This is a genomic window from Lentibacillus kimchii, from assembly GCF_042666895.1.
In the GTDB taxonomy this organism is placed as follows: Bacteria; Bacillota; Bacilli; order Bacillales; family Amphibacillaceae; genus Lentibacillus; species Lentibacillus kimchii.
The window spans coordinates 44,945-67,305 of the sequence record NZ_JBHTGR010000017.1; the positions used below are offsets into that span (position 1 = coordinate 44,945).

General features: G+C 45.9%; 23 protein-coding genes, 1 tRNA gene, 1 pseudogene and 1 riboswitch. Of the genes and pseudogenes, 2 read left to right on the top strand and 23 right to left on the bottom strand.

What is annotated here, in order from left to right; genetic code table 11:
• Positions 1-154: 154 nt before the first annotated feature.
• From ACFQU8_RS08440 to ACFQU8_RS08490, 11 genes and pseudogenes are all read right to left on the bottom strand, one after another.
• Positions 155-655, bottom strand: a complete 501-nt coding sequence (locus ACFQU8_RS08440; RefSeq protein ID WP_382358772.1) for a DUF3231 family protein — start codon at positions 653-655, stop codon at positions 155-157.
• 286 nt (positions 656-941) lie between these two features.
• Positions 942-1,376 carry a DUF4064 domain-containing protein gene (locus ACFQU8_RS08445; protein ID WP_382358773.1) on the bottom strand — a complete coding sequence of 145 codons (435 nt, stop codon included), beginning with the start codon at positions 1,374-1,376 and terminating at the stop codon, positions 942-944.
• Positions 1,377-1,747: 371 nt separating this feature from the next.
• Positions 1,748-2,494 (bottom strand): YggS family pyridoxal phosphate-dependent enzyme, encoded by a 747-nt coding sequence (locus ACFQU8_RS08450; RefSeq protein ID WP_382358774.1) that lies wholly within the window; start codon positions 2,492-2,494, stop codon positions 1,748-1,750.
• 34 nt (positions 2,495-2,528) lie between these two features.
• Positions 2,529-2,600: transfer RNA gene (locus ACFQU8_RS08455), tRNA-Ala, on the bottom strand.
• Between the two features lie 139 nt (positions 2,601-2,739).
• Positions 2,740-3,420, bottom strand: coding sequence for a phosphatase PAP2 family protein (locus ACFQU8_RS08460; protein ID WP_382358775.1), 681 nt, complete (start codon positions 3,418-3,420; stop codon positions 2,740-2,742).
• 237 nt (positions 3,421-3,657) lie between these two features.
• Positions 3,658-3,784: pseudogene (locus ACFQU8_RS08465) on the bottom strand (cell wall hydrolase); the annotation flags it as partial.
• A gap of 144 nt (positions 3,785-3,928) precedes the next feature.
• The gene (locus ACFQU8_RS08470; RefSeq protein WP_382358776.1) at positions 3,929-4,372 is read right to left on the bottom strand and encodes a hypothetical protein; all 444 of its coding nucleotides are present in this window, start codon (positions 4,370-4,372) and stop codon (positions 3,929-3,931) included.
• A gap of 348 nt (positions 4,373-4,720) precedes the next feature.
• Entirely contained in the window at positions 4,721-5,113 is a 393-nt protein-coding gene (locus tag ACFQU8_RS08475) for a cupin domain-containing protein (RefSeq protein ID WP_382358777.1), read from the bottom strand.
• A 30-nt stretch (positions 5,114-5,143) separates the two neighbouring features.
• Entirely contained in the window at positions 5,144-6,094 is a 951-nt protein-coding gene (arcC, locus tag ACFQU8_RS08480) for a carbamate kinase (RefSeq protein ID WP_382358778.1), read from the bottom strand.
• Positions 6,095-6,393: 299 nt separating this feature from the next.
• On the bottom strand, positions 6,394-7,893 hold the full coding sequence (gene rlmD / locus ACFQU8_RS08485; RefSeq protein ID WP_382358779.1) for a 23S rRNA (uracil(1939)-C(5))-methyltransferase RlmD: 1,500 nt from the start codon (positions 7,891-7,893) through the stop codon (positions 6,394-6,396).
• Between the two features lie 196 nt (positions 7,894-8,089).
• Complete coding sequence (locus ACFQU8_RS08490; protein ID WP_382358780.1) at positions 8,090-8,515, bottom strand: organic hydroperoxide resistance protein; 426 nt, start codon at positions 8,513-8,515, stop codon at positions 8,090-8,092.
• 242 nt (positions 8,516-8,757) lie between these two features.
• Between ACFQU8_RS08490 and ACFQU8_RS08495 the strand changes: the two genes are divergently transcribed.
• Positions 8,758-9,525, top strand: a complete 768-nt coding sequence (locus ACFQU8_RS08495; protein ID WP_382358781.1) for an SDR family NAD(P)-dependent oxidoreductase — start codon at positions 8,758-8,760, stop codon at positions 9,523-9,525.
• A 112-nt stretch (positions 9,526-9,637) separates the two neighbouring features.
• On the opposite strand, the gene ACFQU8_RS08500 is transcribed toward ACFQU8_RS08495, so the two are convergent.
• The 6 genes from ACFQU8_RS08500 to ACFQU8_RS08525 are packed head-to-tail and all read right to left on the bottom strand — an operon-like array spanning position 9,638 to position 16,554.
• Positions 9,638-10,108, bottom strand: coding sequence for a glycosyl-4,4'-diaponeurosporenoate acyltransferase CrtO family protein (locus tag ACFQU8_RS08500; RefSeq protein WP_382358782.1), 471 nt, complete (start codon positions 10,106-10,108; stop codon positions 9,638-9,640).
• Positions 10,109-10,127: 19 nt separating this feature from the next.
• Positions 10,128-11,246: a glycosyltransferase gene (locus tag ACFQU8_RS08505; RefSeq protein ID WP_382358783.1), complete on the bottom strand. Its 1,119-nt coding sequence runs from the start codon at positions 11,244-11,246 to the stop codon at positions 10,128-10,130.
• A 24-nt stretch (positions 11,247-11,270) separates the two neighbouring features.
• The gene (locus tag ACFQU8_RS08510; RefSeq protein ID WP_382358784.1) at positions 11,271-12,656 is read right to left on the bottom strand and encodes an aldehyde dehydrogenase family protein; all 1,386 of its coding nucleotides are present in this window, start codon (positions 12,654-12,656) and stop codon (positions 11,271-11,273) included.
• A complete protein-coding gene (locus ACFQU8_RS08515; RefSeq protein WP_382358785.1) occupies positions 12,643-14,142 on the bottom strand; it encodes a phytoene desaturase family protein in 1,500 nt (499 codons plus the stop codon). The genes ACFQU8_RS08510 and ACFQU8_RS08515 overlap by 14 nt, the downstream gene beginning before the upstream one ends.
• 19 nt (positions 14,143-14,161) lie before the next feature.
• The gene (locus ACFQU8_RS08520; RefSeq protein WP_382358786.1) at positions 14,162-15,022 is read right to left on the bottom strand and encodes a phytoene/squalene synthase family protein; all 861 of its coding nucleotides are present in this window, start codon (positions 15,020-15,022) and stop codon (positions 14,162-14,164) included.
• An 11-nt stretch (positions 15,023-15,033) separates the two neighbouring features.
• Positions 15,034-16,554 (bottom strand): phytoene desaturase family protein, encoded by a 1,521-nt coding sequence (locus ACFQU8_RS08525; RefSeq protein ID WP_382358787.1) that lies wholly within the window; start codon positions 16,552-16,554, stop codon positions 15,034-15,036.
• A 176-nt stretch (positions 16,555-16,730) separates the two neighbouring features.
• Here ACFQU8_RS08525 and ACFQU8_RS08530 point away from each other — a divergent pair, with 176 nt between their 5' ends.
• Positions 16,731-17,615 (top strand): MerR family transcriptional regulator, encoded by an 885-nt coding sequence (locus ACFQU8_RS08530; RefSeq protein ID WP_382358788.1) that lies wholly within the window; start codon positions 16,731-16,733, stop codon positions 17,613-17,615.
• Between the two features lie 102 nt (positions 17,616-17,717).
• Here ACFQU8_RS08530 and ACFQU8_RS08535 read toward each other — a convergent pair whose 3' ends face one another.
• From ACFQU8_RS08535 to ACFQU8_RS08560, 6 genes are read right to left on the bottom strand one after another with little or no spacing between them, the layout of a single operon-like run.
• Entirely contained in the window at positions 17,718-18,011 is a 294-nt protein-coding gene (locus tag ACFQU8_RS08535; RefSeq protein ID WP_382358789.1) for a PTS sugar transporter subunit IIB, read from the bottom strand.
• 12 nt (positions 18,012-18,023) lie between these two features.
• Positions 18,024-19,346, bottom strand: a complete 1,323-nt coding sequence (locus tag ACFQU8_RS08540; protein WP_382358790.1) for a PTS galactitol transporter subunit IIC — start codon at positions 19,344-19,346, stop codon at positions 18,024-18,026.
• A gap of 38 nt (positions 19,347-19,384) precedes the next feature.
• Positions 19,385-20,398, bottom strand: coding sequence for a MoeB/ThiF family adenylyltransferase (locus tag ACFQU8_RS08545; RefSeq protein ID WP_382358791.1), 1,014 nt, complete (start codon positions 20,396-20,398; stop codon positions 19,385-19,387).
• A complete protein-coding gene (locus tag ACFQU8_RS08550; RefSeq protein WP_382358792.1) occupies positions 20,398-21,162 on the bottom strand; it encodes a thiazole synthase in 765 nt (254 codons plus the stop codon). The genes ACFQU8_RS08545 and ACFQU8_RS08550 overlap by 1 nt, the downstream gene beginning before the upstream one ends.
• On the bottom strand, positions 21,163-21,366 hold the full coding sequence (gene thiS / locus ACFQU8_RS08555; protein ID WP_382358793.1) for a sulfur carrier protein ThiS: 204 nt from the start codon (positions 21,364-21,366) through the stop codon (positions 21,163-21,165).
• A 41-nt stretch (positions 21,367-21,407) separates the two neighbouring features.
• The gene (locus tag ACFQU8_RS08560) at positions 21,408-22,010 is read right to left on the bottom strand and encodes a thiamine phosphate synthase (RefSeq protein WP_382358794.1); all 603 of its coding nucleotides are present in this window, start codon (positions 22,008-22,010) and stop codon (positions 21,408-21,410) included.
• Positions 22,011-22,105: 95 nt separating this feature from the next.
• Positions 22,106-22,214: riboswitch (TPP riboswitch) on the bottom strand.
• Positions 22,215-22,361 lie beyond the last annotated feature (147 nt).

Genomic DNA, 22,361 nt, shown 5'->3' on the forward strand with positions numbered 1-22,361 from the left:
GTGCGGGTGGGGTGCCAGGTACATACACAATTCTGAATTGTGTATGTACCTGGCATGTATGAAGTGGAACAGCAGATAAGAACGTAAAATCCGCATGAAATCAGATGTGAAACCTTGATTTCATGCGGATTGTTTAATTCAGGACTGAGCCTTTTTAATTATCATGGTGTAATGGCGGTGAAACTAACCATCCTTTGTCTTTGGTCAGTTTTAAATACTTTTCGCCCAGTGTTGCCTTTTGGGTATGAAACTGGCCAAACATCCTGGCAATATCTTCCCGGGTGGACGTGCCCATCATTTCACTGCACGAAACAAGACCTGCTGCAATTTGCCCAGCGACAGATGCGGCAATCTCCTGGTCCATAAAGCGTGCGCCTGCTGGTATATCTTCCACGTGCGCCTTGGGCCGTTCCGGTGGCGTCGGCGGCAGACCCACGCCATTCTTTTTGAGAAGTTCTTCCATTTCTTTAACTTCCTGCTGACCTTGCTGAATGGTATCCTCAAGTAATTTAGTCAGGTCCTCGTCACCTGCATGGTTGACCAGCGTCTGATACTCGGCAATCAGCCCTTTTCCGCCCATTACCGCTGTCCAGACACCAAACACCTCACCATAATGCATCGGCTCATCTGCGGGATTTCCATCTAAAATACCCATTGGCATCCTCCTAATCCATTTCATTGTATAGGTGACACTTTTTAAAGCACACGCCTATTGTGCCTCTGGCGTGGACATCTATTCAGGTGCCAGGTACATACACAATTCATAATGGTTAAATGATTAATCAGCAGTATGATGTTCAAACTCACGTTAAAAAACACAGAAATTAATCCTGTGTTTTTAGTTGCTATTTATTTTGTGAAATCAGGAATTAAAAGGTCCATTAAGGATGTTTTTCATTGAATCCACAATTTGAAAACTGCACATATTTTCACAGAAAGTATTATTGGTCGGCAGCATGAACGTTAAATTTACTCCGTTTAATGAGATAAATTCCAGATACTGCTTGTAAAACAGCCGGTATCAGCGTAAAAAATGATGCCACGGCGGCACAAATTAAAAAGATACCCGATAAATGCTTTTGGGATCTTAACAAGGCTAGACTTATTCCATTCAACACGACTGAAAACCCGATAAGAATTAATGGATAGTGCGCATATTGGTTAAGATAAGACAATATATCAGCAGCCAACGGAGCTGTATCAACATTATCTCGTTGTGCCTTTGGATCTTTAGACAATATGTCAGTCACTACTGTATTTGCCGTTTTATTTTGCTCCAACGGTCCTATCGAGCTTAAAAATATAAACGCAGCTATTAAAAGAACTATGGAACAAACAGATAAAATAACAATAATGGTATGTACAGAAGTCTTCATTGACTTTATCACCCTTTTAGCGCGCTCAGTCTGTTTCAACAACTTGAATAGTTTTAATGAGATTCTTAAACAAACGTTTGATTAACTTTGGCGATCCAGTCTAAAGAGGTGGGGACTATTAAAAGCAAGAGGCTGGGACAAAAGACAAGAATCATAAGCCTGCTTCGGAAAAAGACGCCGCTTTCCGCTCGCGGCTGGTGAGCCTCCTCGTGCTCGTCGCGTTACAAGGCGTGCGTTACCAGTTGCACTCGTGTGATGACCTCCTTTTACTGCTGGCAGATCGAGCACTTTTTCGAGCGCACCCGTTCACTGCCACGCCTGCCGCACAAAAATGCCAGGGTGGGTGTGGCGCCTCCCTGGCATTTGCTGTCTTAATCGTCTGTATCGGAAAGCTGTTCGTTCCAGTAGTAGCTGTCGGGGTATTCGCGGTCACCGAAGATGGCAGTTCCGACGCGAATCATGGTTGCCCCTTCTTCAATCGCTGCCTCCAGATCACCGGACATGCCCATTGAGAGGACGCCCATATCAACGCCCGGATAATCCTGGGCTTTGACCTGTTCCTGAAGTGACTTCAGCAGGCGAAAACTTTCGCGCGTCTCCTCGGAATTGGCCGACAGCTTGCCGATCGTCATCAGCCCTTTAATATGGAGTGTACTGAATTCAGACAGCTGTTCAATTAACGTGAGCACATGCTCCGGCGCGGCACCGAATTTGCTTTCTTCATAAGACGTGTTTACCTGTACAAGAATATCCAGTGTGCGATTATCTTTAAGAAGCCGATTGTGCAGCTTTTGAGCCAGTTTCAGACGGTCAACGGACTGAATACATGTGACATATGGCAGGACATTATTGATTTTATTCGTCTGCAGATGCCCAATAAAATGCCACTGGGCTCGATTATCTTCAATAAGAGGATATTTTTCCTGCAGCTCCTGGGCTTTATTTTCGCCAAGCAGTGTCTCACCGGCATCAAGCGCAGGCTTAATAGTTTCAGCACTGACGGTTTTCGTTGCCAATAAAAGCGTGATGTCGTCAGGATTTCTGTTCGCAGACCGGCAAGATGCATCAATTCTTTTTTTAATCTGATTCAGCTGTTCTTGAACTTTATTGGCGTTCATAACATTTCCTCTTCTTTAACACGAATTTTTGAAAAGGGGGTATCTGGATTCGAACCAGAATATAAGGTCTTGCACAACCTTGGCCTATCCATTTGGCTATACCCCCATAACATTAATTTTTAATTTTTTAGTAACTTTACAAAAACATGTAAACACAGTATAATAGCTAGCAATGAATCTTGTCAAGGACCTCACATGCACTCCCTTGTACCTCATAACGTGCACTGAGACCACCATCTTCTGCGTTAGTACTGCGAATCATGCGCCGCCTTCCGCACCGGCTTAATGAAACGATCGTGTTCCGGAAGATATGTATAAAGAAAAATGCTGAAAAACAGCCACGCTCCTCCGGCCAGTAATCCGCCCAGAACATCAGATAAGTAATGAACGCCCAGATAGACGCGGCTAAAGCCAATCAATCCGATTAAACCAACAGCGCTCATCCAGACCCATCCAGACGGCTTCGACATGCTTTTCATAGCACGGAACAGCAAAAAGGCTAGAAAACCAAAAAAAGCGATTGAATTCATGGCATGTCCACTCGGAAAACTGTCTGAACTCACCTGAACAAGATGCGTTATCTCCGGACGCGGCCGTTCAAAGACAGCTTTCAGCAACCAGTTGCAGAGCCGCACACCCAAAAGATTCAAAACGAACAAAAGCGTCAGCCAATAACGTTTCTGAACGAGCAGCACACATGCGAGAATCACCAGCATCGGATAGCTGACATAAGCCGAGCCCATATAAGTTATAACAACGAAAATAGCTTCTCCTGATGAACCAAGAAAATTGTATAAATAAGACTGCATCTGCTCATCGAAAGCCAGCAGCCAAGGCTGTTTATACGATAAACCAATCACAAGAAATAGTACAGCTGCCACAACCATACAGAATCCTAAAAAAATCCGCTTCTGGAAAACCGGCATGATGCGCATTCCCCTTTCAACGTTGTTTCATCCATCTGAAATACCATCTGCCAGCATACCATATCGCGCATAAAAGGGGCATCGATCGACTGCACCACAATTTCGATCGAGACTCACACAAAATCGATCGGCGACACTACAATTTCGATCGAGACTCACACTACAAGCAGCCAGGAATAGGACGTTATTGTAAAAGTGCCATCCTTCCACAAAAACATCCTTTCGATAGATACCTGGTCCGGCAAACGGCTGGCCGTACCATGTTTGCGGACAATCACCATAGGGGGTTGAAGTACCACAGTGAATATTTTGCCGGTTGGCGCCGCCAATACTTCAGATTTTTTCTCGCTAATCGTCTCTCAGCATCCCGTAGGTTCTCCGACGGCTTCCGCACGCATCATTCTGGCCATTAAGTCAACGTCTTTATCCTGGTATTTAATGAAAGCTATAAATTCACCTCCATAACATTTAATGAAGGTGTTTGCGCAAATAGATATGACTCCTTGGCCTATTCCTTCTGTCCTTCTGCTTGATCACGCAAGTTCTGTTTAAGCTCTTCAAATTCTTCCTCACTTAATTTATCTAAGGGATCCGGCCGGTACCAATGCAAAACTCCATTGAAAATCATGCCTCTGAATATTTCGCCTCCAATATTTAGTTTAAAATAATGGGAAACATGTGCTGGGCCTTTCATAACAGATTCAATTTCCACATCATCTGCATGCTGCAGTTTTTTGTCGCCCTCCAGCAATTGGTGAAGCTCCTTTTCAAGCCAATCCACCTGATCTTGATCAACATCCTGAATGGGGTGCGGATGCATCCATTGAATCTCGTTGTCCGTGTAATGGCCCCTATATTCTTTGCCATCCAGTAATATACTGAATTGCTGCCGTTCATGCGGCCGACCTTTAAAAATGGTCTTAACATCAAAATCTTTATTGTCTTTAACCAATATGAACACCTCACAATGTTGTTGTATGCTCAGCATTTATTGTGCACGGGATCTTACCTTCCATTCAAAACTGGCTTTACAAATGTTATTTTAAAATTATTAAAAATACGTTATAGTGGTAATAATTGCCTATACAAATGCTTTGGGGGTTATGAAGTGCTTTTAGCTCATATTCGAAACAGTGACTTTGCGGAGCAATCTGTGCAATCTCCCCAAGATCGCCACTCCCCTAATAAATGCGTCCGTTGATCACACTAAAATATGGTTCCGATCCTCATATTCTGAAGAAGATCGAAACCATTTTGCCAGGTACAGTCAGTCTTAGCCCTGTTTGCTCGTTTAATACCTTTACACGTTTCCCTCGTCGACCATGAATGATTTCATATCACTGTTTTTAACGTCTCCGTCAGATACAGGCAGAAATATACTTACCTGTTCTGTGGGTTCCGTATCAGCGTTGAAAACGGAATGCACAACGCCTTCAGGAACAATGAACGTATCACCATCCTGATAAGTCAGCCATTCGCCATTCTGCAGGCGTTTCACCTTGCCTTTAATAATATGAATAACTTCCGCTACATCATGATAATGCGGCAGGACGGCTCCACCTGTCTCGAGGTATTCCCGCATGACAGTACTGACATTAACGCCTAAGGCATCCGCGTCTTTGGAGCTCAGGATATTACGATGGTAGACATTGCGGTGTTCCTTGAATAAATGCCATGTTAATTGTTCTCCCACATTCACTGTCGTCCTTGTCAGTCATGAGGATCACTCCTTTTCTGAAGTTTTTACAATCGTTGTTCCGGTTTCACCCTGGATAGCATCCTTAGCCTTTTCCAGCGATGTAATAATTGATCTTCGTCCTTCTTTAGCGCTGACAAATTGTATAGCGGCCTGAACTTTAGGAAGCATGCTGCCCGGGGCAAACTGGTCTTCTTGAATTAGTTGTTCTGCCTCTGCACCAGTCAATTCGTCCAGATCCTGCTGGTCAGGTTCTCCATAATTGATCGCGATTTTTTCGACTGCGGTCAGAATGAATAAAAAGTCTGCATCGAGTTCATCAGCCAGGCACCTGCTGGCGGAATCCTTATCAATCACCGCATCAACGCCTGTCAGGGTATGACTCTCTTCTTCGACGACGGGGATGCCGCCACCGCCGGCTGCGATCACAATACGGCCCGTGTTGACCAGGTCGTTAATAATATCTTTTTCAACCACTTTTATCGGCGAAGGGGACGGAATGACCCGGCGATACCCTCGGCCGGCATCTTCTATATACGTGTCACCTGTTTCTTCCATTAACCTTTTCGCTTCATCTTTTGAATAAAATGATCCGATTGGCTTGGTTGGATTCTCAAATGCCTGATCATCCTTATCAACCGCCACTTGGCTCACAATGGTTGCCACCGATTTATCAATTCCGCGATTCAGCAGTTCTTCACGGATGGCATTCTGCAGGTGATAGCCTATATAGCCCTGACTCATGGCGCCGCATTCAGCAAAGGGCATGCTCGGCACCCCTGAATATTCCTGAGAGCCGTTTTCAAAGGCTAAATTAATAGCGCCAACTTGCGGGCCATTGCCATGGGAAATAATAACGTCGTGCCCTTCTTCAATTAAATCCACAATTGGTTTAGCGGATTCCTGTACTAATTGCATTTGCTCCTCGGGGGTATCGCCAAGAGCGTTTCCCCCAAGAGCAATGAGTATTTTACTCATGAACGCCATCCTTTCCATAAACGTTGTAGAAACGCTGCAGTCCTTTTTCAAAGCATGCCTTAGGCGCATGCTAATTGCTAGCGCTGCTCCCCCCCTTAAATGTTTCCGCTTGTGACTAAGAACAGACCCAGACAAAACGCGGAGAAAGCAATGGTTAAAGTGCATAGACCTCATGTACTTATAGAAGAAAGGATCTATTAACATCATCATATATGTGAATACTCTGATAAATATGAAATAAAAAAAGGGCCGCCATGATGGCAGCCCAGGATTGCCTTACCTATTATGCAGGCAATGCGTTATCGCTTACCTGCCTTCTCTTTTCGTACCAGTTTCGCCACAGCTTCGACATGATAGGTTTGCGGGAACATATCGACAGGCTGAATCGCTTCAACTGCATAGCCGTGCTTCGTTAAATACTTTAAGTCGCGCGCCTGCGTTTCAGGATTACAGGATACATATACCACCCGCTTGGGCTTCAGTTTGGCGATGCTGGACAGGAATGCTTCGTCACTCCCGCTCCGGGGCGGATCCATCAGCACAACATCAGCCTTTTCACCGCGCGAAGCCATTTGCACCATGAATTCGCCGGCGTCGCCCTGATAGAACCGGGCATTTTTCACACCATTGCGTTTGGAATTGCGAATAGCGTCACGCACCGCATCTTGATTTAATTCCACACCCATCACGCTGCCAGCTTTCTGACTGGCAATCAGACTGATGGTGCCAATGCCGGAGTACGCATCCACCACCGTTTCCTTGCCCGTCAGATTGGCCATTTCAATCGCCTTCGTATACAATTTTTCCGTCTGGGCCGGATTAATCTGATAGAACGACTTCGCGGATATTTCGAACGTCATGCCGCCAAGCGTATCGGTAATCGTCCCCTTGCCGAAAAGCACTTTTTCCTGATCACCCAAAACCGCGCTGGTGTTCCGCTTATTGATATTCAGCAGGAGCGTCGTGATTTCAGGATGGGCTTTGCGCAAGGCTGTTATAAAGTTATTCTTGCCTTTGAAGATAGGTGAGGCCGCTACCAGAACGACCATGATCTCACCGCTCGTCTGGCCGACCTTTATCAGCACATGCCTTAAAAAGCCCTGACCGGTATCTTCGTTGTACGGCTGCATTTTAAACGACTTCATCATGCCTTTAATGGTCTGCACGATTTCGTCTGCCTTCGGATCATGAATCAGGCACCGATCCATAGGGATGATCTGATGCGTATTCTGCGCATACAGCCCGCCAATCACCTGCCGATCTTTATTCCGGCCAATAGCCATTTGACTTTTGTTCCGGTAGTCATACGGATGGTCCATCGTCAAAATAGGTTCCGGCTTGCCGAACGGTTTCATGAGCGCATCGACCGTATTTTGCTTAAACTGCCCTTGCGCCTGGTTGCTCATATGCTGCAGCTGACATCCCCCGCATTGCTCATAATACGGACAGGGCGGCTCGACACGGTCTTCAGACTGATGGAGCACCCGCTTCAGCTCCGCATCACCAAACCTTCCCTTTTTGGAGACACGAACCTCAGCTGTCTCACCAGGCAGCAGGTGCGCGACCTCCAGCTGCTTGCCTTCCCATTCGACAAGTCCTTTCCCTTCATTGGTCAGACGCGAGCACGTTACTTTCGCCGTTGTGGCTTTCGGGCCGCCCTGGCGTGCATTTGGGGAGCTGTTTTTTGGATTGCCGCCTTTGGGTTTTCCTTTTGCCGGGCCCTGCTTTTTATTTGGTTTGCCAGATTGATGGTTTGATTGAGCGGGCTTTTTATCGTTACGGTTTTTTTGCTTGGACATAAGCATCTTCCTATCTCTGTTTCTTCTTGAACAACCTATTATAGACTACTTGGAGCGAACCGTAAAATGGAGATATGCAGTATGTAATAACTCTATATTTGGCACTTAATCGTTGCGTCATTTTTACAGATCCCGCGAATCACAAAAAAGGGACAAAGCCACTACGGCCTTGTCCCTCATTTAAGTATCATTTTCGTTAGTCCACTTTTTCTGTCTCCAGCGTCACGTCAATATTGCCTCTGGTTGCTTTGGAATACGGGCACGCCTGGTGCGCATCTTTGACCAGCTGCTGTGCTTCTTCTTCAGAATCAGCGCCTTTCATTTTGACATGAATAGTCGCTGCAATTTTAAAGCCGTCATCACTCGGATCTTTGCAAAAGCTTACGTCTGCAGTCGTTTCAGATTCAATCTTTTTCTTTTGCTGTGACGCGACAAGATTTAAGGCACCATCAAAGCAGGCAGAGTAGGCTGCTGCAAATAATTGCTCAGGATTAGAGCCCTTATCTTCCTTATTAGTGGCCGGATTGACTAAATCCAGATCGATCAGACCATCACTTGACTTAACGTGACCATCCCGGCCGTTTTGGGCTGTAGCGCTTGACGTAAAAATAACTTCACTCATAATAACGTCTCCTCCCTGACATGGGTTGTTTAATCTTCCTATACATTAATCTTCCCTATCACCGTGCAAGATAAACCGGAAACTTAGACTGTTCACCAGCAATTATAAAAGTTCACCGTCTGTGATCAGCTGTCCTGGCCGTATCTGCTTAAAACATGTATCCTATCATGATTTTTTCGCACCGCCATTATCATAACAGTCTATCAACCTATATATACTTATACTAAAGGGGGCTTTTTTAAATGGCGATCAACATGGCTGGCAAGGCTGGTTTAGTAACCGCAGCGGGGTCTGGTATTGGGCGAGAGAGCGCCCTGGCTTTTGCAAACGCAGGCGCTAAAGTCATGGTTTCCGATTTAAGTAAAGATACCGGTCAGGAAACTGTCAGATTAATTAAGGAAAATGGCGGAGAAGCAGTTTTCTTCAAATGTGATGTGACCGATGAAGATCAGGTGAAAGCACTGGTTGATGAGACTGTTTCAGCATTTGGTACCTTGGATTTCGCTCATAACAACGCTGGATTCAGTTTCTCGCAGAATAAAATTGGTGATACCGATTCAGATAACTGGGAGAAAACGGTTAAGGTTACCTTATATGGCGCCTTTTATGGCATGAAACATGAAGTGAACGCGATGGTGAAGACGGGCGGTGGCGCTATTGTTAATACGGCATCGAGCGCCGGAGTCGAGGGCGTTATGAATATGACACCCTATTCCGCAGCGAAATTTGGTGTGGTCGGCCTGACAAAATCTGTCGCCCTGGAATATGGTAGGCAAGGTGTTCGCGTGAATGCCTTTGCACCGGGATCAACGCTGACACCTGCCTTGAAAGGCTGGGCTGATAGTGCGCCGGAGCAATATGAAGCGATCCTGGAATCGATCCCTTCAGGTGACATGGCAGATCCTCAAGATCAAGCGAACGCCGCACTGTTCTTATGTTCGGATATAGCACCACAAGTTAATGGCGTCGTATTGCCAGTTGACGGAGGCTTTACAGCCGGTAAAATCTAATCATACGAAATGCTTCAAGGCTGCCGGTAAATCTCGACAGCCTTTTAATTTTATGACACTTTTAGGTCCTGGTTCCAGCGTCCTTACTCATGCTGCTTAGCGTATGACCAGATCAACGCGCTAAAATCACCTTAATACGTGCGCGGTTATAACGCTGGATCAGAATAAATGGGACATTTGCGAGAAGAGCGTAGCCGATCATCACCCAGCCGGCCCAGACAGGATTCCAGAGGAAAAAGACAGGCGCAGGCACAATCAGCAGCCAGTGTGTCAGCTCGGCACGCTTGGTTTCCGCAGCAAACCGCGTCAGTGCATCCCTGGTTGTGCCATGCAAGTACCGTTTATTATAACTTTGTTTCACAATGGAAGACCCTTCAATCAGCAAGTCCTTCCACCTTTTGACTGAAACTAATTGATTCCAGAGCGCCCCATCCCTTTCCCATGACGCAATGCGAAACCAGCGCCCATCCTTCTCAAAAAAAGAAACGGGCATCTTCAGGCAGAGATACGATATGGCATAGTGACAAATGCCCCAGGCTATAATATCCGAAACCACTATCCAGAGAGCAGTCGCGACTGTCATATCAGATGCCGCTCCTTTCTCACAGTTTGATTCTGCGTCCTTTCCACGTGACAGTCCGTAAAACATGCGTACGATAAAATGAATAAACAAACAGAACAGTGAAAAATAAAAACAAAGCGGGAAAGAACAAACATATCCACCAGTTAAAATCGCCCGCACGCCTTGCTAAACATAAGACATGAGCTGCGTACAACAGGTAACATACAGCGCTTATGCCGGCCCATACCGGGGCTCCAGCGGCCAAAGCAACGATAGGAAAAGCAGTGGCCAAAAAGGCGCCGCTCATCCACAGGCTAATCAGCACCATGACGATCCAATGCGTTGATTGCGAAGCGACAGCAAGATTTTTGGTCCATCCTTCGACGAGCTGTTTCATACCCTCCGGATACATGCGAAAGGCAATCATCCCTTTACCGGCATAATTGCGCACCGGCAGCTGATGATACCTAAAGACATCACTCAAAGCATAGTCATCCATAATCGATTCGGCCGCAGCTTCGTGCCCGCCTGTTAATTGATAGCTGGTCTTATCACATAAAATACAGGGACCAAACGAACCGGCCGTTTTAAATCTGTCCTGCCAGAATGTAAAGACATTAACCCCTGTCAGAACGATAATATTAAAAACAGCCGATAGATTCTCATACAGCTTAGTGATATGATGATAGGGCTGGATCGATAACAGCCCCTGCTCATTCTGTTTCTGATATGCCGTCACTATATGAAGCAGACTATGCTGACCGAGCAATTGAACATCCGCATCCAAAAACATCAGCCAGTCTCCCTGGGCGCAGTCTGCACCATAAGCACAAGCAGCCGATTTCCCTGGAGCCATGTGACTGACGCCTTTATTTTGAATGACTTTTGCCCCATAGGCTTCAGCAACAGCTGCCGTATCATCATCTGATGCATCATCAATAACCAGTATTTCGTAAGCCTGGAGTGATTGGTTTGTCAGGGATTGGAGCAAATCAGGCAATCGCTTGGCTTCATTTCGCGCCGGAACAATAATTGACAGATAAGGCAGCTGCCCCGTTTGGCTGCCAGGCTGAGGTGTCCGGAACGACCACAACATCAGTGTCCCGCCCGTCAAACCTGCCAGCACAAACAAAAGTGCCGTTAAAAACAACATGTTCATCAAACCCGCCCCCTCTTCAAACCATTAAAACAGCCATTTCCTGAATCGCTTAATCAAACCTAAGTTTTGCGTCGGCGCTCCGGGGTATTTTTGTGACAGATGCTTATAATGATAGGCCCGGTAATAGGTCTGTTCAAAGCTGCACTCAGCGAATCCCGCTTTACCGTGAGAGACACCGAACCCGCTCCTGCCGATGCCTCCAAATGGAACATGCGGATTAGCGGCGTGATGAATCACTTGATTAACCGATACGGTCGACTTCATTTCCTGCTGGGCTAATTGAATTGTCCGGTCATCTGTGCTGAATACATACGCCACAAGCCCGTCTTTCTGGAGTTCCGTTCCTTTTACCAGCGATTCTAAATCTGTATAAGGTATAACAGGTAAAATTGGGCCAAAAATCTCCTCACTTCTCACAGCGGCATCACGCGGCAAGTCCGTTAAAATCGTTGGTGTCAGCAGTAACTGATCACGATCGACTTCTCCGCCATAATAGATCGTTCCTTCCGTTAAGCAGTCACGTAACCGGTCCAAATGACGCGTATGAATAAGGCGGCCATAGTCGGGACTGGACCCAGCCTGATGTCCGTAAAAATCAATTATCACTTTTTTCAGCAGCGCAAGCGTTTGATCATACAGTGATTCAGGAACAAATAGTGTATCCGGGGCAATACATGTCTGCCCCGCGTTCAGGAATTTCCCCCAGACAATCTCCTGAATCGCTTGCTCCGAGAAACCTGTCTCATCCATCACACACGGGTTCTTCCCGCCCAGTTCCAACACAACAGGGGTCAACTGCTCAGCCGCCTGGCGATACACCTTTTGGCCAGTCGTCTGACCGCCGGTGAAAAAAATTAAATCAAACTGGAGCGCGATTAATGCCTGAGCCATACTAGCATCACCGGTCACAGCCAGCACCTGACTGGGGGAAAAATAATCAGCAATGGCCTCTGTCAAGGCAGCACTTGTCTGCGGCGCCAGTTCTGACGGCTTAATCACACACGCATTGCCCGCAGCTAAGGCACTGACAACAGGCATTAAGGCCAGCTGCAATGGGTAATTCCATGGACTTAAAACTAACACTGTGCCATAGGGCTGTCTAACTGATTCAATTTTTTCAATAAACCCTAGTTTGACATGGTAAGAACGATCGGGCTTTAACCATCGTTTTAAATGGGCCAGCACATAATCGATTTCATTTAATACAACGGCCAGCTCTGATGTATAGGCTTCAACCGCTGACTTATGCAGATCAGCCTGCAAGCTTTGCAGAAAGACATCTTCTTGTTCTATAAGCATTTGCTTCAGCCGTTTAAGAAGCTGCTCACGTTTGGCCAGACTGAGGTGGCGGTCTTCGGCCAAGCGGTCATCCAGCAATGCCTGCACACGGCTGATGTCAGGACGCGTCATGATTCTGGTCCCGTTTCACAATCATATCCTTCACTTGCTGACCGCTTAACGTCACCATAGGCATCCCGCCACCGGGATTAACCGTTCCGCCAACAAAATACAAGTTATCATAACGCTCACTTTGCTTAGGATGTTTAAAACCACTATTTTGCTTGCGGTCTGACAGAGTCCCATAAATCGAACCCCGATCTGAAAGATACACCCGTTCAATGTCCTCAGGTGTCCACATGTCCTGTGTCACAATGTTTTGCCGCAAATCCGTCAAACCCATCTTTTCCAGCTTGATCAGCACGCGGTTGGCAAAGGCTGCATAGTCCTGTTCTGAGAATGGTTTAGTCTGTTTATATGGGATATGCGGCAGAATCTTTAAGTTTTCATAGCCTTCGGGGGCCTGAGCCGGATCCGTTTTAGTCACATTCACTAGATAAATAACAGGATCATCCGGCAATTCATGGCGATGAAAGATACTATTCATCTGTTTTTTCATATTTTTTGAAAAGAAAAAGTTATGATGATGCAACTGCGGATAGCGTTTGCTCACACCTAAATGCAGGACAAGACCTGAACTGGATGGTTCAAATGTCTTCTTCAGCTTTTTCGCAGGCTTCTTTTCCTGCAGTAATTGTTCGTAAGCCGGGATCACTTCCATATTCGAGACATAATAATCCGCTGTCAGGCGTGTCCCGTCTTCTAACAAGGCTCCGGTTATCGTGCCTTTTTTCTTTTCCAGCTGGCAAACTCGCTGACCTGTATGACACTCAACACCAAGTTCTTCCGCCAGATTCACAAGGCCTTCTGCCAAATGATGCATACCGCCCAGCACATACCAGACGCCCTGGGCATGCTGCATATAAATCAGCATGTTCAGAATAGCCGGCGCATCATAGGGCGATGAGCCCACATACTTCACAAAATAGCTGAGCATATCACGAAATTGCGGATTGCTGATGCGTTTATCAATCCCCTGAAACATAGTCGACGTCAAATCAAAATTCTTAATCGAACGCAGCACACCATGAAATTGCAGCACATCTTTGGTACGATCAAACCCCTGCTTAAAATAACCCTGTTCCGTTGTTTCATAGAGTTTTTTCGAGTAATTTAACAGTTTTTGATACTGTCTGATATCACGCTTCTTAAGCGATGGATTATGCTCTTTCATTTTCTGTAAATGCTGATAGAGATCAATCACATGACCATCAGGGAAAAACGACCGCCATTGATGCTCCAAACGGACAAGCGGCACGTAATCGCTCATCCTTCTGCCGCTCTCTGTAAACAGCCGCTCAAAGATGTGTGGCATCGTCAGGATGGACGGGCCTAAATCAAATCCAAATCCATCCTGCTCCAACCGGTTTAACTTCCCGCCAAGGTGACTGTTTTTTTCATATAACGCGACTTTATAACCCTGCTGGGCCAACGATATAGCCGCTGATAAACCGCCAAGTCCGCCGCCGATTACTACTACGTTTTTGTCCGATCTCATGGTTAAAACACCTTTCGTTTTAAGAACAATTATTCATACCCGCTGTCATCTGCGCTATTTGTTGCGTATCCACATAATTTCGCCGTGATAAACAGTTGTGACCATTTTCCCTGACCACATCTAATATCCCGCGATACATTTGAGCCGACAGGTAGACAGGAAACTGGCTATCGGCATCAAACTGATTAATCTGCTGCAAAAAACGGTCATATAACTGTTCGGCACGCGCCGCGAGACGTTCCCACAATTGAACAAACGCTTGATTAATCAGACCTGTTTCCAACTGATACGGCGTATACGCAAAACGCTGCATTTCCCGCTGCGGCAAATAAATACGATCCTTTTCATAAAAATCTTCCCCAACGTCACGTAAAATATTGGTCAGCTGCATCGCAACACCCAGATCGATCGCCGGCTGCCTCACCCCATCACCCGATCCTGAAGCAAGGACAGGCAGCAGCATTAAGCCAACCGAACCCGCAACATAATAACTGTAATGCTCCAGTTCAGGTAATGTTTGCGGCGGTGTAAAACCAATATCCATCGCCTGGCCGGTCAACTGATCATAGAAGGGCTGGACCTGCATATCATAATGGTCAAAAACATACCTGAGAGCACGCCAAAGCGGATGATCAATCTCCTCATGAGCAGCGAATAAATCCAGCTCATACCTCAAACGCTGCAAAGCCAAACGCCTGTCATGCTCGGTGTCATTATCATCCACACAGTCATCCGCTTTACGGCAAAAAGCATAAATCGCATAGACTGCATTTGCCTTAGCCTCGGGCAGTTCAAGAAAAGCATTATAAAAACTTTTCGACTGCCGTTTAATCACCGCTTCACAGTATAAAAAGTCCGATTCCACTTGTTTCGTATTCATCGCCAATCCCCCTAGGATCCATAATCAAACATAAGACCTTGATCGTCATACAGTAATTCCTGTACAGCAATCCGCGCTGACAATAAGACAATCGGAACCCCAGCTCCCGGGTGGGTGCTGCTGCCTGTAAAATACAGATTCTCGCAATGCGTCGCTTTACTTTGCGGACGCAGATGATTACTCTGCGACAGCGTCGGCTGCAGGCCAAAAGCAGCACCATTGTACGCATTGAATTTGGATTCAAAATCCTTTGGCGTCATATAAGTCTCCGTCACAATCTCCTCGTCGACATTTTCAAAGCCCTTAATGGTCTTTAACGACTCCAGAATATAACGGCGGTAATCCTGAATGGTCTCCTCATCCCACGCATACTTAGCGGTCGATAAGTCTGACACAGGCATTAAAATATAGAGACCATCTTTTCCTTCCGGGGCCATCGAAGCATCTGCCTTCGATCCGATATAAACATAGAATGAAGCAGATTCCAGCTTGTTCCCCTCGAAAATATCATGTAAATTTTTATCCAGATCGTCGTTAAAAACAAAATGGTGCACCTGATCCACCTCATCGTATTTCCGGTCCATACCGAGATACAGCAAAAAACAGGAGCAGGAATACTTCATGCGGTCGATTTTTTTATCCGTATATTTTCCTTTAGCCTTGCTGTCCTGAACAAGATGCTTCATCGCAAAAGGAAAATCAGCGTTACACATCACAAAGTCGGCGCTTTCCTTGCGGCCATCGACATAAATGCCATCTGCTCTGCCATTCTCAATCGAAATTTCCTCAACTTGCGCGTTGTAATGAATCTCACCGCCGAGTTCACGAAACAGTCGTTCCATCGCCGTGGCCATCGTGTGCATACCGCCCTTAATAAACCAAACCCCGTAGAGAAATTCGATCATCGGAATCATCGAATAGAGCGAGGGACCGTTATACGGCGACACCCCTATGTAGAGGGTTTGAAAACTAATCATCTGCTTCAGCCGTTCATCCTGAATATAGCGACTGAGAAAGTGATCCGCGTTGTCCAGCGTTTTCAGCTTCATGGCTTGCTTCAGCATAAACGGATTAAAAAAATCTCTCGAACGGCGAAATGGCCGCTGTATAAAATAGTTTTTGGCAACCGTGAAGCGTTTATAGATTTCCTGCAAGTATGCAAGAAAGCCTTCCGCGTCTTCTTCACTGATAGATTCAATCGTTGCCATCAAATCTGTTAAATCAGATGAAATAGCCATAGACGGCGTACCATCCTGAAAATGAACCCTGTACATTGGATCGAGTTTTTCCATCGGAATATAGTCATCCGGGTCACGACCGCACAATTTAAAAATTTTCCTGTACAACTCAGGCATCATCACAATCGTCGGCCCCAAATCAAATTGATAGCCATCCTGTTCGATCCGATGCATTTTCCCGCCAGGCATGCTTTCTTTTTCATAGACGTCGACCTGATAACCCGCGTGCTGCAGGCGAATAGCACTGGCCAGGCCAGCCACACCCGCTCCAATAACATTAACTTGTTTACGCATTTATAGAACCCCTCTGTCAGCATATGGTGTCTCTTGCTTTACTTAACATTATACAGTATAATTATAAATTGTATAGTGTTTGACCTTAATTTTTGCTGAAAAGTTGTTTTATCTATGTCATTTGTATAATGTTATGGTAATATAGTTGTACATACTTAAAAGGGTGACAATCAATTATGGAGGATTTTCAGGACCAGTCTTATTATATTAAGGATATCGCAGACATCACTGGCCTTTCTGAACAGCTTATACGTAAATGGGAAAATCGCTATGCCATTATCCACCCGAAAAGATTAGACAATGGCTACCGGGTATACACCGAAGCGGATCTGCGGGTTTTACAATATGTTAAAGCTCTGCGGGATCAAGGCAAATCAATGAAGGATGCCCTAAAAATCATGGCTGTCGATCACAAAACAGCTAGGCAGCAGGATGAAACGCCTCAAGCCGAAAAAAGCCCCTGCGTCAGCAAATTAATTAGACGCGGAGCGATTTATGACGAAGAAGGCTTAATGACATTACTGACACGCGCCAATCATCAATACGGTCTTGATTTATTTTTGCAAAACACTGTACAGCCTTTTTTAAAAGAAGTTGGCGAATTATGGCAAAAAGGCATCTGGGACGAGAGCCAGGAGACCGTTTCCAGTCTGGTGGTGAAAGATTTCTTAACACAGATCAGCCGCAACTTTGCTAACAGTTCTCAGAGCCCTCATGTCCTTGGATTTTGCCTGCCGAATGAAACGCATGAAATCCCTTTGCAAATGTTATTATTGCAGCTTGAAATACGAGGGTGGCGGACAACACGGATTGGCGCATCACCAAAATTCTCAGCCATCGAGCAGCTGATCAGGCACATCCAGCCAAAGATCGTGTTACTGTCAGCCGCAACAACGATACCATTTAAAAGCGATCAGCATCTCTTCGAAAACTTAGATCACATAGCAAGGAGATACCCGCATATATCATTCTATATAGGCGGTCATGGCGTCTGGGATTATACAGAAATCGTCAAACCCCGCTATATGCAGGTAGCTTATTCTATAGACGATATCCGATAAACAACAGAAGCATCCGATCATACTCACCTGATGACCCGGTCTCCCTGCCAAAGCAGCTCTGACGTTTCGTAAACTTCGCCCTGAAAAATGTAAATACACTGGCTAAGCAGCTTCTATTTGCAAACGTTCTTTAATCTTTTCATAAACATCGTCTGATCCGATACCAGTCAGAAGTGGCACGCCATCAATAACTTCTGATTGGATATGTTTCGGAACAATCGTTGTGGCAATTAGCGCATCATACTGGTCCCAATTTTGATTGACATCACTCACTTTTCCCTGGTGAAGCTCAACGTCATCTGCAAAGTCTTTTCCACTGAGCCAGTCTTTTAGTTTTTCCATAACAACAGTTGATGTTGCGACACCAGTACCACAAATAATAAGCATCTTTTTCATAATCACCCTCCCCTATTTTTTTATTTTATTCACATACAGTAAACCGCCAAAAGCAAACAGTCCAATGAGGCCAATGCCGTACCAGTTCAAGAGTTTCCCTAACCCTGCAAAAATACCTGTCGTCCAGACAGCACCATCTACCAGGGACGAAATACGTGTATAGCCTTCCATATCAAAATCAGCCGCCATAGCCATATCAGTCAATAATGGCGTGATCCAAGTTGCGATATATAAACCCACGCCTATATAGATCGTCGCTGCCAGAAGTGTTCTGATGATGTTCCCTCTGAAAACCGGTACCATCAGACAGATGAGAAATGGCAGTGTTGCCAAATCGCCAAATGGGAGAACTGTATTGCCAGGCAGGACGACAGCTAATAGCAGTGTGATCGGAACCATAAGCAGTGAAGCTGATAAAACAGCCGGGTGCCCGACAGTCAGGGCGCTATCCATACCAATGTATAAATCACGGCCCGGAAAACGCCGCTTAATCATATCGCTTGCGGCTTGGGAAATCGGATTGAGTCCTTCCATTAACAGCGAAACCATTTTCGGCATCAGCACTAATACCGCTCCTGTTTTGACGGCCAGCTGCATCGTATCCGTTACGTTATAGCCAGCCAGCAGCCCGATAATCAAACCAAGTACTGTGCCGAGCACCATCGAGTCGCCTAAAAATCCGAAACGTTTCTGGATCGCTTCCGGACTGGCTTCAAGCTTATTTAAACCTGGGATTCTGTCAAACACAGCATCAAGAGGCTTTGCCAGGAAATACGAAGGAGCTGAGGCCGCATGGGGGAACGTGATCTGCTTATAGCCAAAATAATTTTCAATCTCCGGAGCCAGCAAATCGGCCAGCAGGAAAATAACCAGCACATGCACCGCAATCGTAAACAAACCTAGAGCAAAATCATTCGTCATGGCGTAAACAAGTGAGCCGGTGAACGCCACATGCCAATAGTTCCATACATCAATATTCAGCGTTTTCGTCAAACCAAACAGCAGCAGGATAAAATTAATCCCAAGAGCTATCGGAATAGCAAGACTTCCCAACGCTGTTCCATAGGAAATCGCTGAGGTAGCCGGCCAGCCTATATCAATGGTGTGCAAATCAAAATTAAAACGATTAACCATCGCTTCAGCTGCCGGTCCCAAACTGGACGTCAATAAATCAATGACCAGATTCAAGCCAACAAATCCGATGCCGACTGTCATCCCTGCGTAGAACGCATTTTTCAGTTTGGTTCCTAATAAAAGAGCAAATAAAAATATAATAATGGGTAGCATGACACTGGCTCCCAGATCAACAAACCACTGTAAGGCTTGCAAAGACACCCCCCTTTTCAGCGAAGCCGCTCCCTTTCAAATACTGATCAGGCAAAATATTGATGATAAAGCGACCTCGCCTCTGTTGCATCGTTTGTTCCATGCACGAGCACGCGTCCATCTTTGAACATAATCATCCGGTTCTGATCGGTACGAAACTGCAATAAAAACGAATTTTGGTTAACGTCACCGAGATTGGACAGATGCTTAGCGATGTCTTCCAGATTGCGTGTTTCTTTCGATGCCGGCCGAATTTGAACAGTGTCCCGGCCGCAAAGCACTTCCGTCTTCGTCTGGCTTTGACTCAGAAATGGATAGATGGGTTCTGTGCTACATGAGGGACAATCAACGAATTTAAGTTTATCGACATTGACCGATGAATGATCATTGGACCAAATATCAAATGAAATAAGTTCACGGCGCAAGTCAGACCAATTCTCTGTCAAAATCTTAAGAGCTTCAGCCGTTTGATAAGCAACAACCATTTGGACGACTGGACTGATCACACCCCCTGTGTCACAAGTCAATCCGCCTACTGGCATGCCCTGCAGCAAGCAATTTAAACAAGGCGAGCTCTGCGGCAGAATGGTATAACTAATCCCGTAACTGGCTACAATGGATCCATAAATCCAGGGAACGCTATATTTCTGCGCAGCATCATTGATAATCATGCGGATTTCAAAATTATCTGTTGCATCCATAATCAGGTCAGTATCTGGTGCGAATTGCTCCATCTCAGTCGGCGTTACATCCGCGATATGCGCTTCGATCGTTACGTCACGATTAATCGCCTGCAACCGTCTCTGAGCTGAAATGGCTTTAGGCATCTGCTGTTCGGCATCCTGTTCCGTGTACAGCTGCTGGCGCTGCAGATTGCTCCATTCAACATAATCACGGTCCACAATGGTAATCTTGCCAACGCCGGAACGGACTAATATTTCCGAATTGCCCGTTCCGAGTGCGCCGGCGCCTATCACAAGAACGTGTTTATTCTGCAGCATTTGCTGGCCATCTTCGCCAATTCCCCGAAATAGAATCTGCCGAGAATAACGTTCATTCATCAGACACTCATCCCCTCTGCCGGACTGCTGGCAGCAGCGTAGCGTTTTTTCGGGATGCGTCCAGCTTCATAGCCCAATTGGCCTGCTTGGACAGCAAGTTTCATCGCCTCAGCCATTTTCACGGGTTTTGACGCTTTCGCTACAGCAGAATTTAACAGAACGCCATCTGCCCCAAGTTCCATCGCTGTGACGACATCTTTAGGAGAACCGATTCCCGCATCTACAATGACCGGCACCGTTAAAAGTTCCGTTATCAAACTCAGATTAAGTTCATTCAGAATCCCTTGCCCGGATCCAATCGGCGAAGCACCAGGCATAACAGCATGAGCTCCTATTTCTTCAAGCCGCTGTGCCAGCACAACATCGTCAGACGTGTACGGCAGGACCGTGTAGCCTTCTTGAACCAGTTCCTCTGTTGCCTTTAACGTTTCCGTCGGATCAGGGAGCAATGTCTTGTCATCACCGATTACTTCCACTTTAATCATGTCACACAACCCTGAGGCGTTAGCCAGTTTAGCCGTGCGGACGGCTTCTTCAGCCGTCTTAGCACCTGCTGTATTGGGCAGCAAGCTATACTTCTCTACATCTAGTTTCTCCAGAAAATTCGGCTGTGACGGTTCGAATATATTCATCCGCCTGACCGAAAAAGTCAGGATATCCGCTTCTGATACATCAACAGCCTGTTTTTGTGTGTCAAAGTCGGGATATTTACCCGTCCCGAGAAATAACCGGGAATTAAATGTTTTATTACCTATCGTTAACATTTAGCCACCTCCTACAAATTGGACCAGTTCAATTTTGTCACCACTGCGAACTTCTTGCTTTTCATGCCTATCCTTATTCAAAATATCACCATTGTACTCCACAATAACGACGGTACTGCTAATATGAAAATACTGTTTCACATCCGAGACTGTCTTCACTGTCTCAGGCATATCAGTCATGTTGCCATTAATATTAAGCTGCATGTTATCACCCCCCTTTAAATGATTAAGCAAGCTTAAGGGTATCAGCCAGCTGTTAAAGCCTTTTTATAGCGCTGGACAGCATCGACGGGATTATCCGCCAGCAAAATACCGGACAGAACAGCAACGCCCGAAGCACCCGTGTCAAGAACATCGTGTACATTTTCCGGTGCTATCCCGCCAATTGCTATAACTGGAACTGACGCGCTCCGGACTGCATGCCGCAGATTTTCAAGTCCTCGTGGTTCCATACCCGGTTTTGACCCGCTCGCAAAAACATGACCATACAGTACATAATCAGCACCGTTAGCCTCGGCTTTCACAGCTTCCTGAACCGAATGAACGGAACACCCGATACGCCAATGTATATTAAGATGTCGGGCATTGGCAGCGTCCATACTCTCGTAAGTCAGCTGCACACCCCCTGTCATTTTCTCGTAAGCAGTGTCTGCATCTGTATTAACGATCACTTTGCTGCGCGGAATACCGGCTTCAGCAAGGTCATCAATCGCCTGCTTCAACTGTTCAGATGTCCATGTTTTTTCGCGTAAATGAAGCCAGTCAATATAGGTGTGAATGTCCCTGATAATCGACGTCAATTCTTCTAGTGATTGTTTGCCTGTGGAAATAACATGAAGCTCTGACATAAATGCCCCCTCTCACACACCAGCCGAACGCAAAAAACCACTTCCCAGCATGGAAAGTGGTTTCGTTTATATCGCAAATCATTAAGAGACTTGCAATGTTCACCTTGCCACTTCCCTACGCCGGCGTTAACCGTCTCAAGTTCAAAGGGTCTCAGAGTCAGTACTCTGATCTCAGCTTTTTAAAAAGCTCCCCTAGTGGGATTATTAAGATATTTTGATTTATTATTAGACTACCATAAAAATTTAGATATGAGCGAATTTCATAATTCATAGCCCTTGCGGCGCAAGGACTTAAAAACGTAAAAAAGGAAGTACCTCCCCAAATCTTGTATAATGGTAGTTGAACTAAAA

Excerpts from the sequence above, each read along its gene's own strand:
- ACFQU8_RS08440 (WP_382358772.1), bottom strand. The coding sequence starts at position 655 with ATGGGTATTTTAGATGGAAATCCCGCAGATGAGCCGATGCATTATGGT.
- ACFQU8_RS08445 (WP_382358773.1), bottom strand. The coding sequence starts at position 1,376 with ATGAAGACTTCTGTACATACCATTATTGTTATTTTATCTGTTTGTTCC.
- ACFQU8_RS08450 (WP_382358774.1), bottom strand. The coding sequence starts at position 2,494 with ATGAACGCCAATAAAGTTCAAGAACAGCTGAATCAGATTAAAAAAAGA.
- ACFQU8_RS08460 (WP_382358775.1), bottom strand. The coding sequence starts at position 3,420 with ATGCCGGTTTTCCAGAAGCGGATTTTTTTAGGATTCTGTATGGTTGTG.
- arcC (WP_382358778.1), bottom strand. The coding sequence starts at position 6,094 with ATGAGTAAAATACTCATTGCTCTTGGGGGAAACGCTCTTGGCGATACC.
- rlmD (WP_382358779.1), bottom strand. The coding sequence starts at position 7,893 with ATGTCCAAGCAAAAAAACCGTAACGATAAAAAGCCCGCTCAATCAAAC.
- ACFQU8_RS08490 (WP_382358780.1), bottom strand. The coding sequence starts at position 8,515 with ATGAGTGAAGTTATTTTTACGTCAAGCGCTACAGCCCAAAACGGCCGG.
- ACFQU8_RS08495 (WP_382358781.1), top strand. The coding sequence starts at position 8,758 with ATGGCGATCAACATGGCTGGCAAGGCTGGTTTAGTAACCGCAGCGGGG.
- ACFQU8_RS08500 (WP_382358782.1), bottom strand. The coding sequence starts at position 10,108 with ATGACAGTCGCGACTGCTCTCTGGATAGTGGTTTCGGATATTATAGCC.
- ACFQU8_RS08505 (WP_382358783.1), bottom strand. The coding sequence starts at position 11,246 with ATGAACATGTTGTTTTTAACGGCACTTTTGTTTGTGCTGGCAGGTTTG.
- ACFQU8_RS08510 (WP_382358784.1), bottom strand. The coding sequence starts at position 12,656 with ATGACGCGTCCTGACATCAGCCGTGTGCAGGCATTGCTGGATGACCGC.
- ACFQU8_RS08515 (WP_382358785.1), bottom strand. The coding sequence starts at position 14,142 with ATGAGATCGGACAAAAACGTAGTAGTAATCGGCGGCGGACTTGGCGGT.
- ACFQU8_RS08520 (WP_382358786.1), bottom strand. The coding sequence starts at position 15,022 with ATGAATACGAAACAAGTGGAATCGGACTTTTTATACTGTGAAGCGGTG.
- ACFQU8_RS08525 (WP_382358787.1), bottom strand. The coding sequence starts at position 16,554 with ATGCGTAAACAAGTTAATGTTATTGGAGCGGGTGTGGCTGGCCTGGCC.
- ACFQU8_RS08530 (WP_382358788.1), top strand. The coding sequence starts at position 16,731 with ATGGAGGATTTTCAGGACCAGTCTTATTATATTAAGGATATCGCAGAC.
- ACFQU8_RS08535 (WP_382358789.1), bottom strand. The coding sequence starts at position 18,011 with ATGAAAAAGATGCTTATTATTTGTGGTACTGGTGTCGCAACATCAACT.
- ACFQU8_RS08545 (WP_382358791.1), bottom strand. The coding sequence starts at position 20,398 with ATGAATGAACGTTATTCTCGGCAGATTCTATTTCGGGGAATTGGCGAA.
- ACFQU8_RS08550 (WP_382358792.1), bottom strand. The coding sequence starts at position 21,162 with ATGTTAACGATAGGTAATAAAACATTTAATTCCCGGTTATTTCTCGGG.
- thiS (WP_382358793.1), bottom strand. The coding sequence starts at position 21,366 with ATGCAGCTTAATATTAATGGCAACATGACTGATATGCCTGAGACAGTG.
- ACFQU8_RS08560 (WP_382358794.1), bottom strand. The coding sequence starts at position 22,010 with ATGTCAGAGCTTCATGTTATTTCCACAGGCAAACAATCACTAGAAGAA.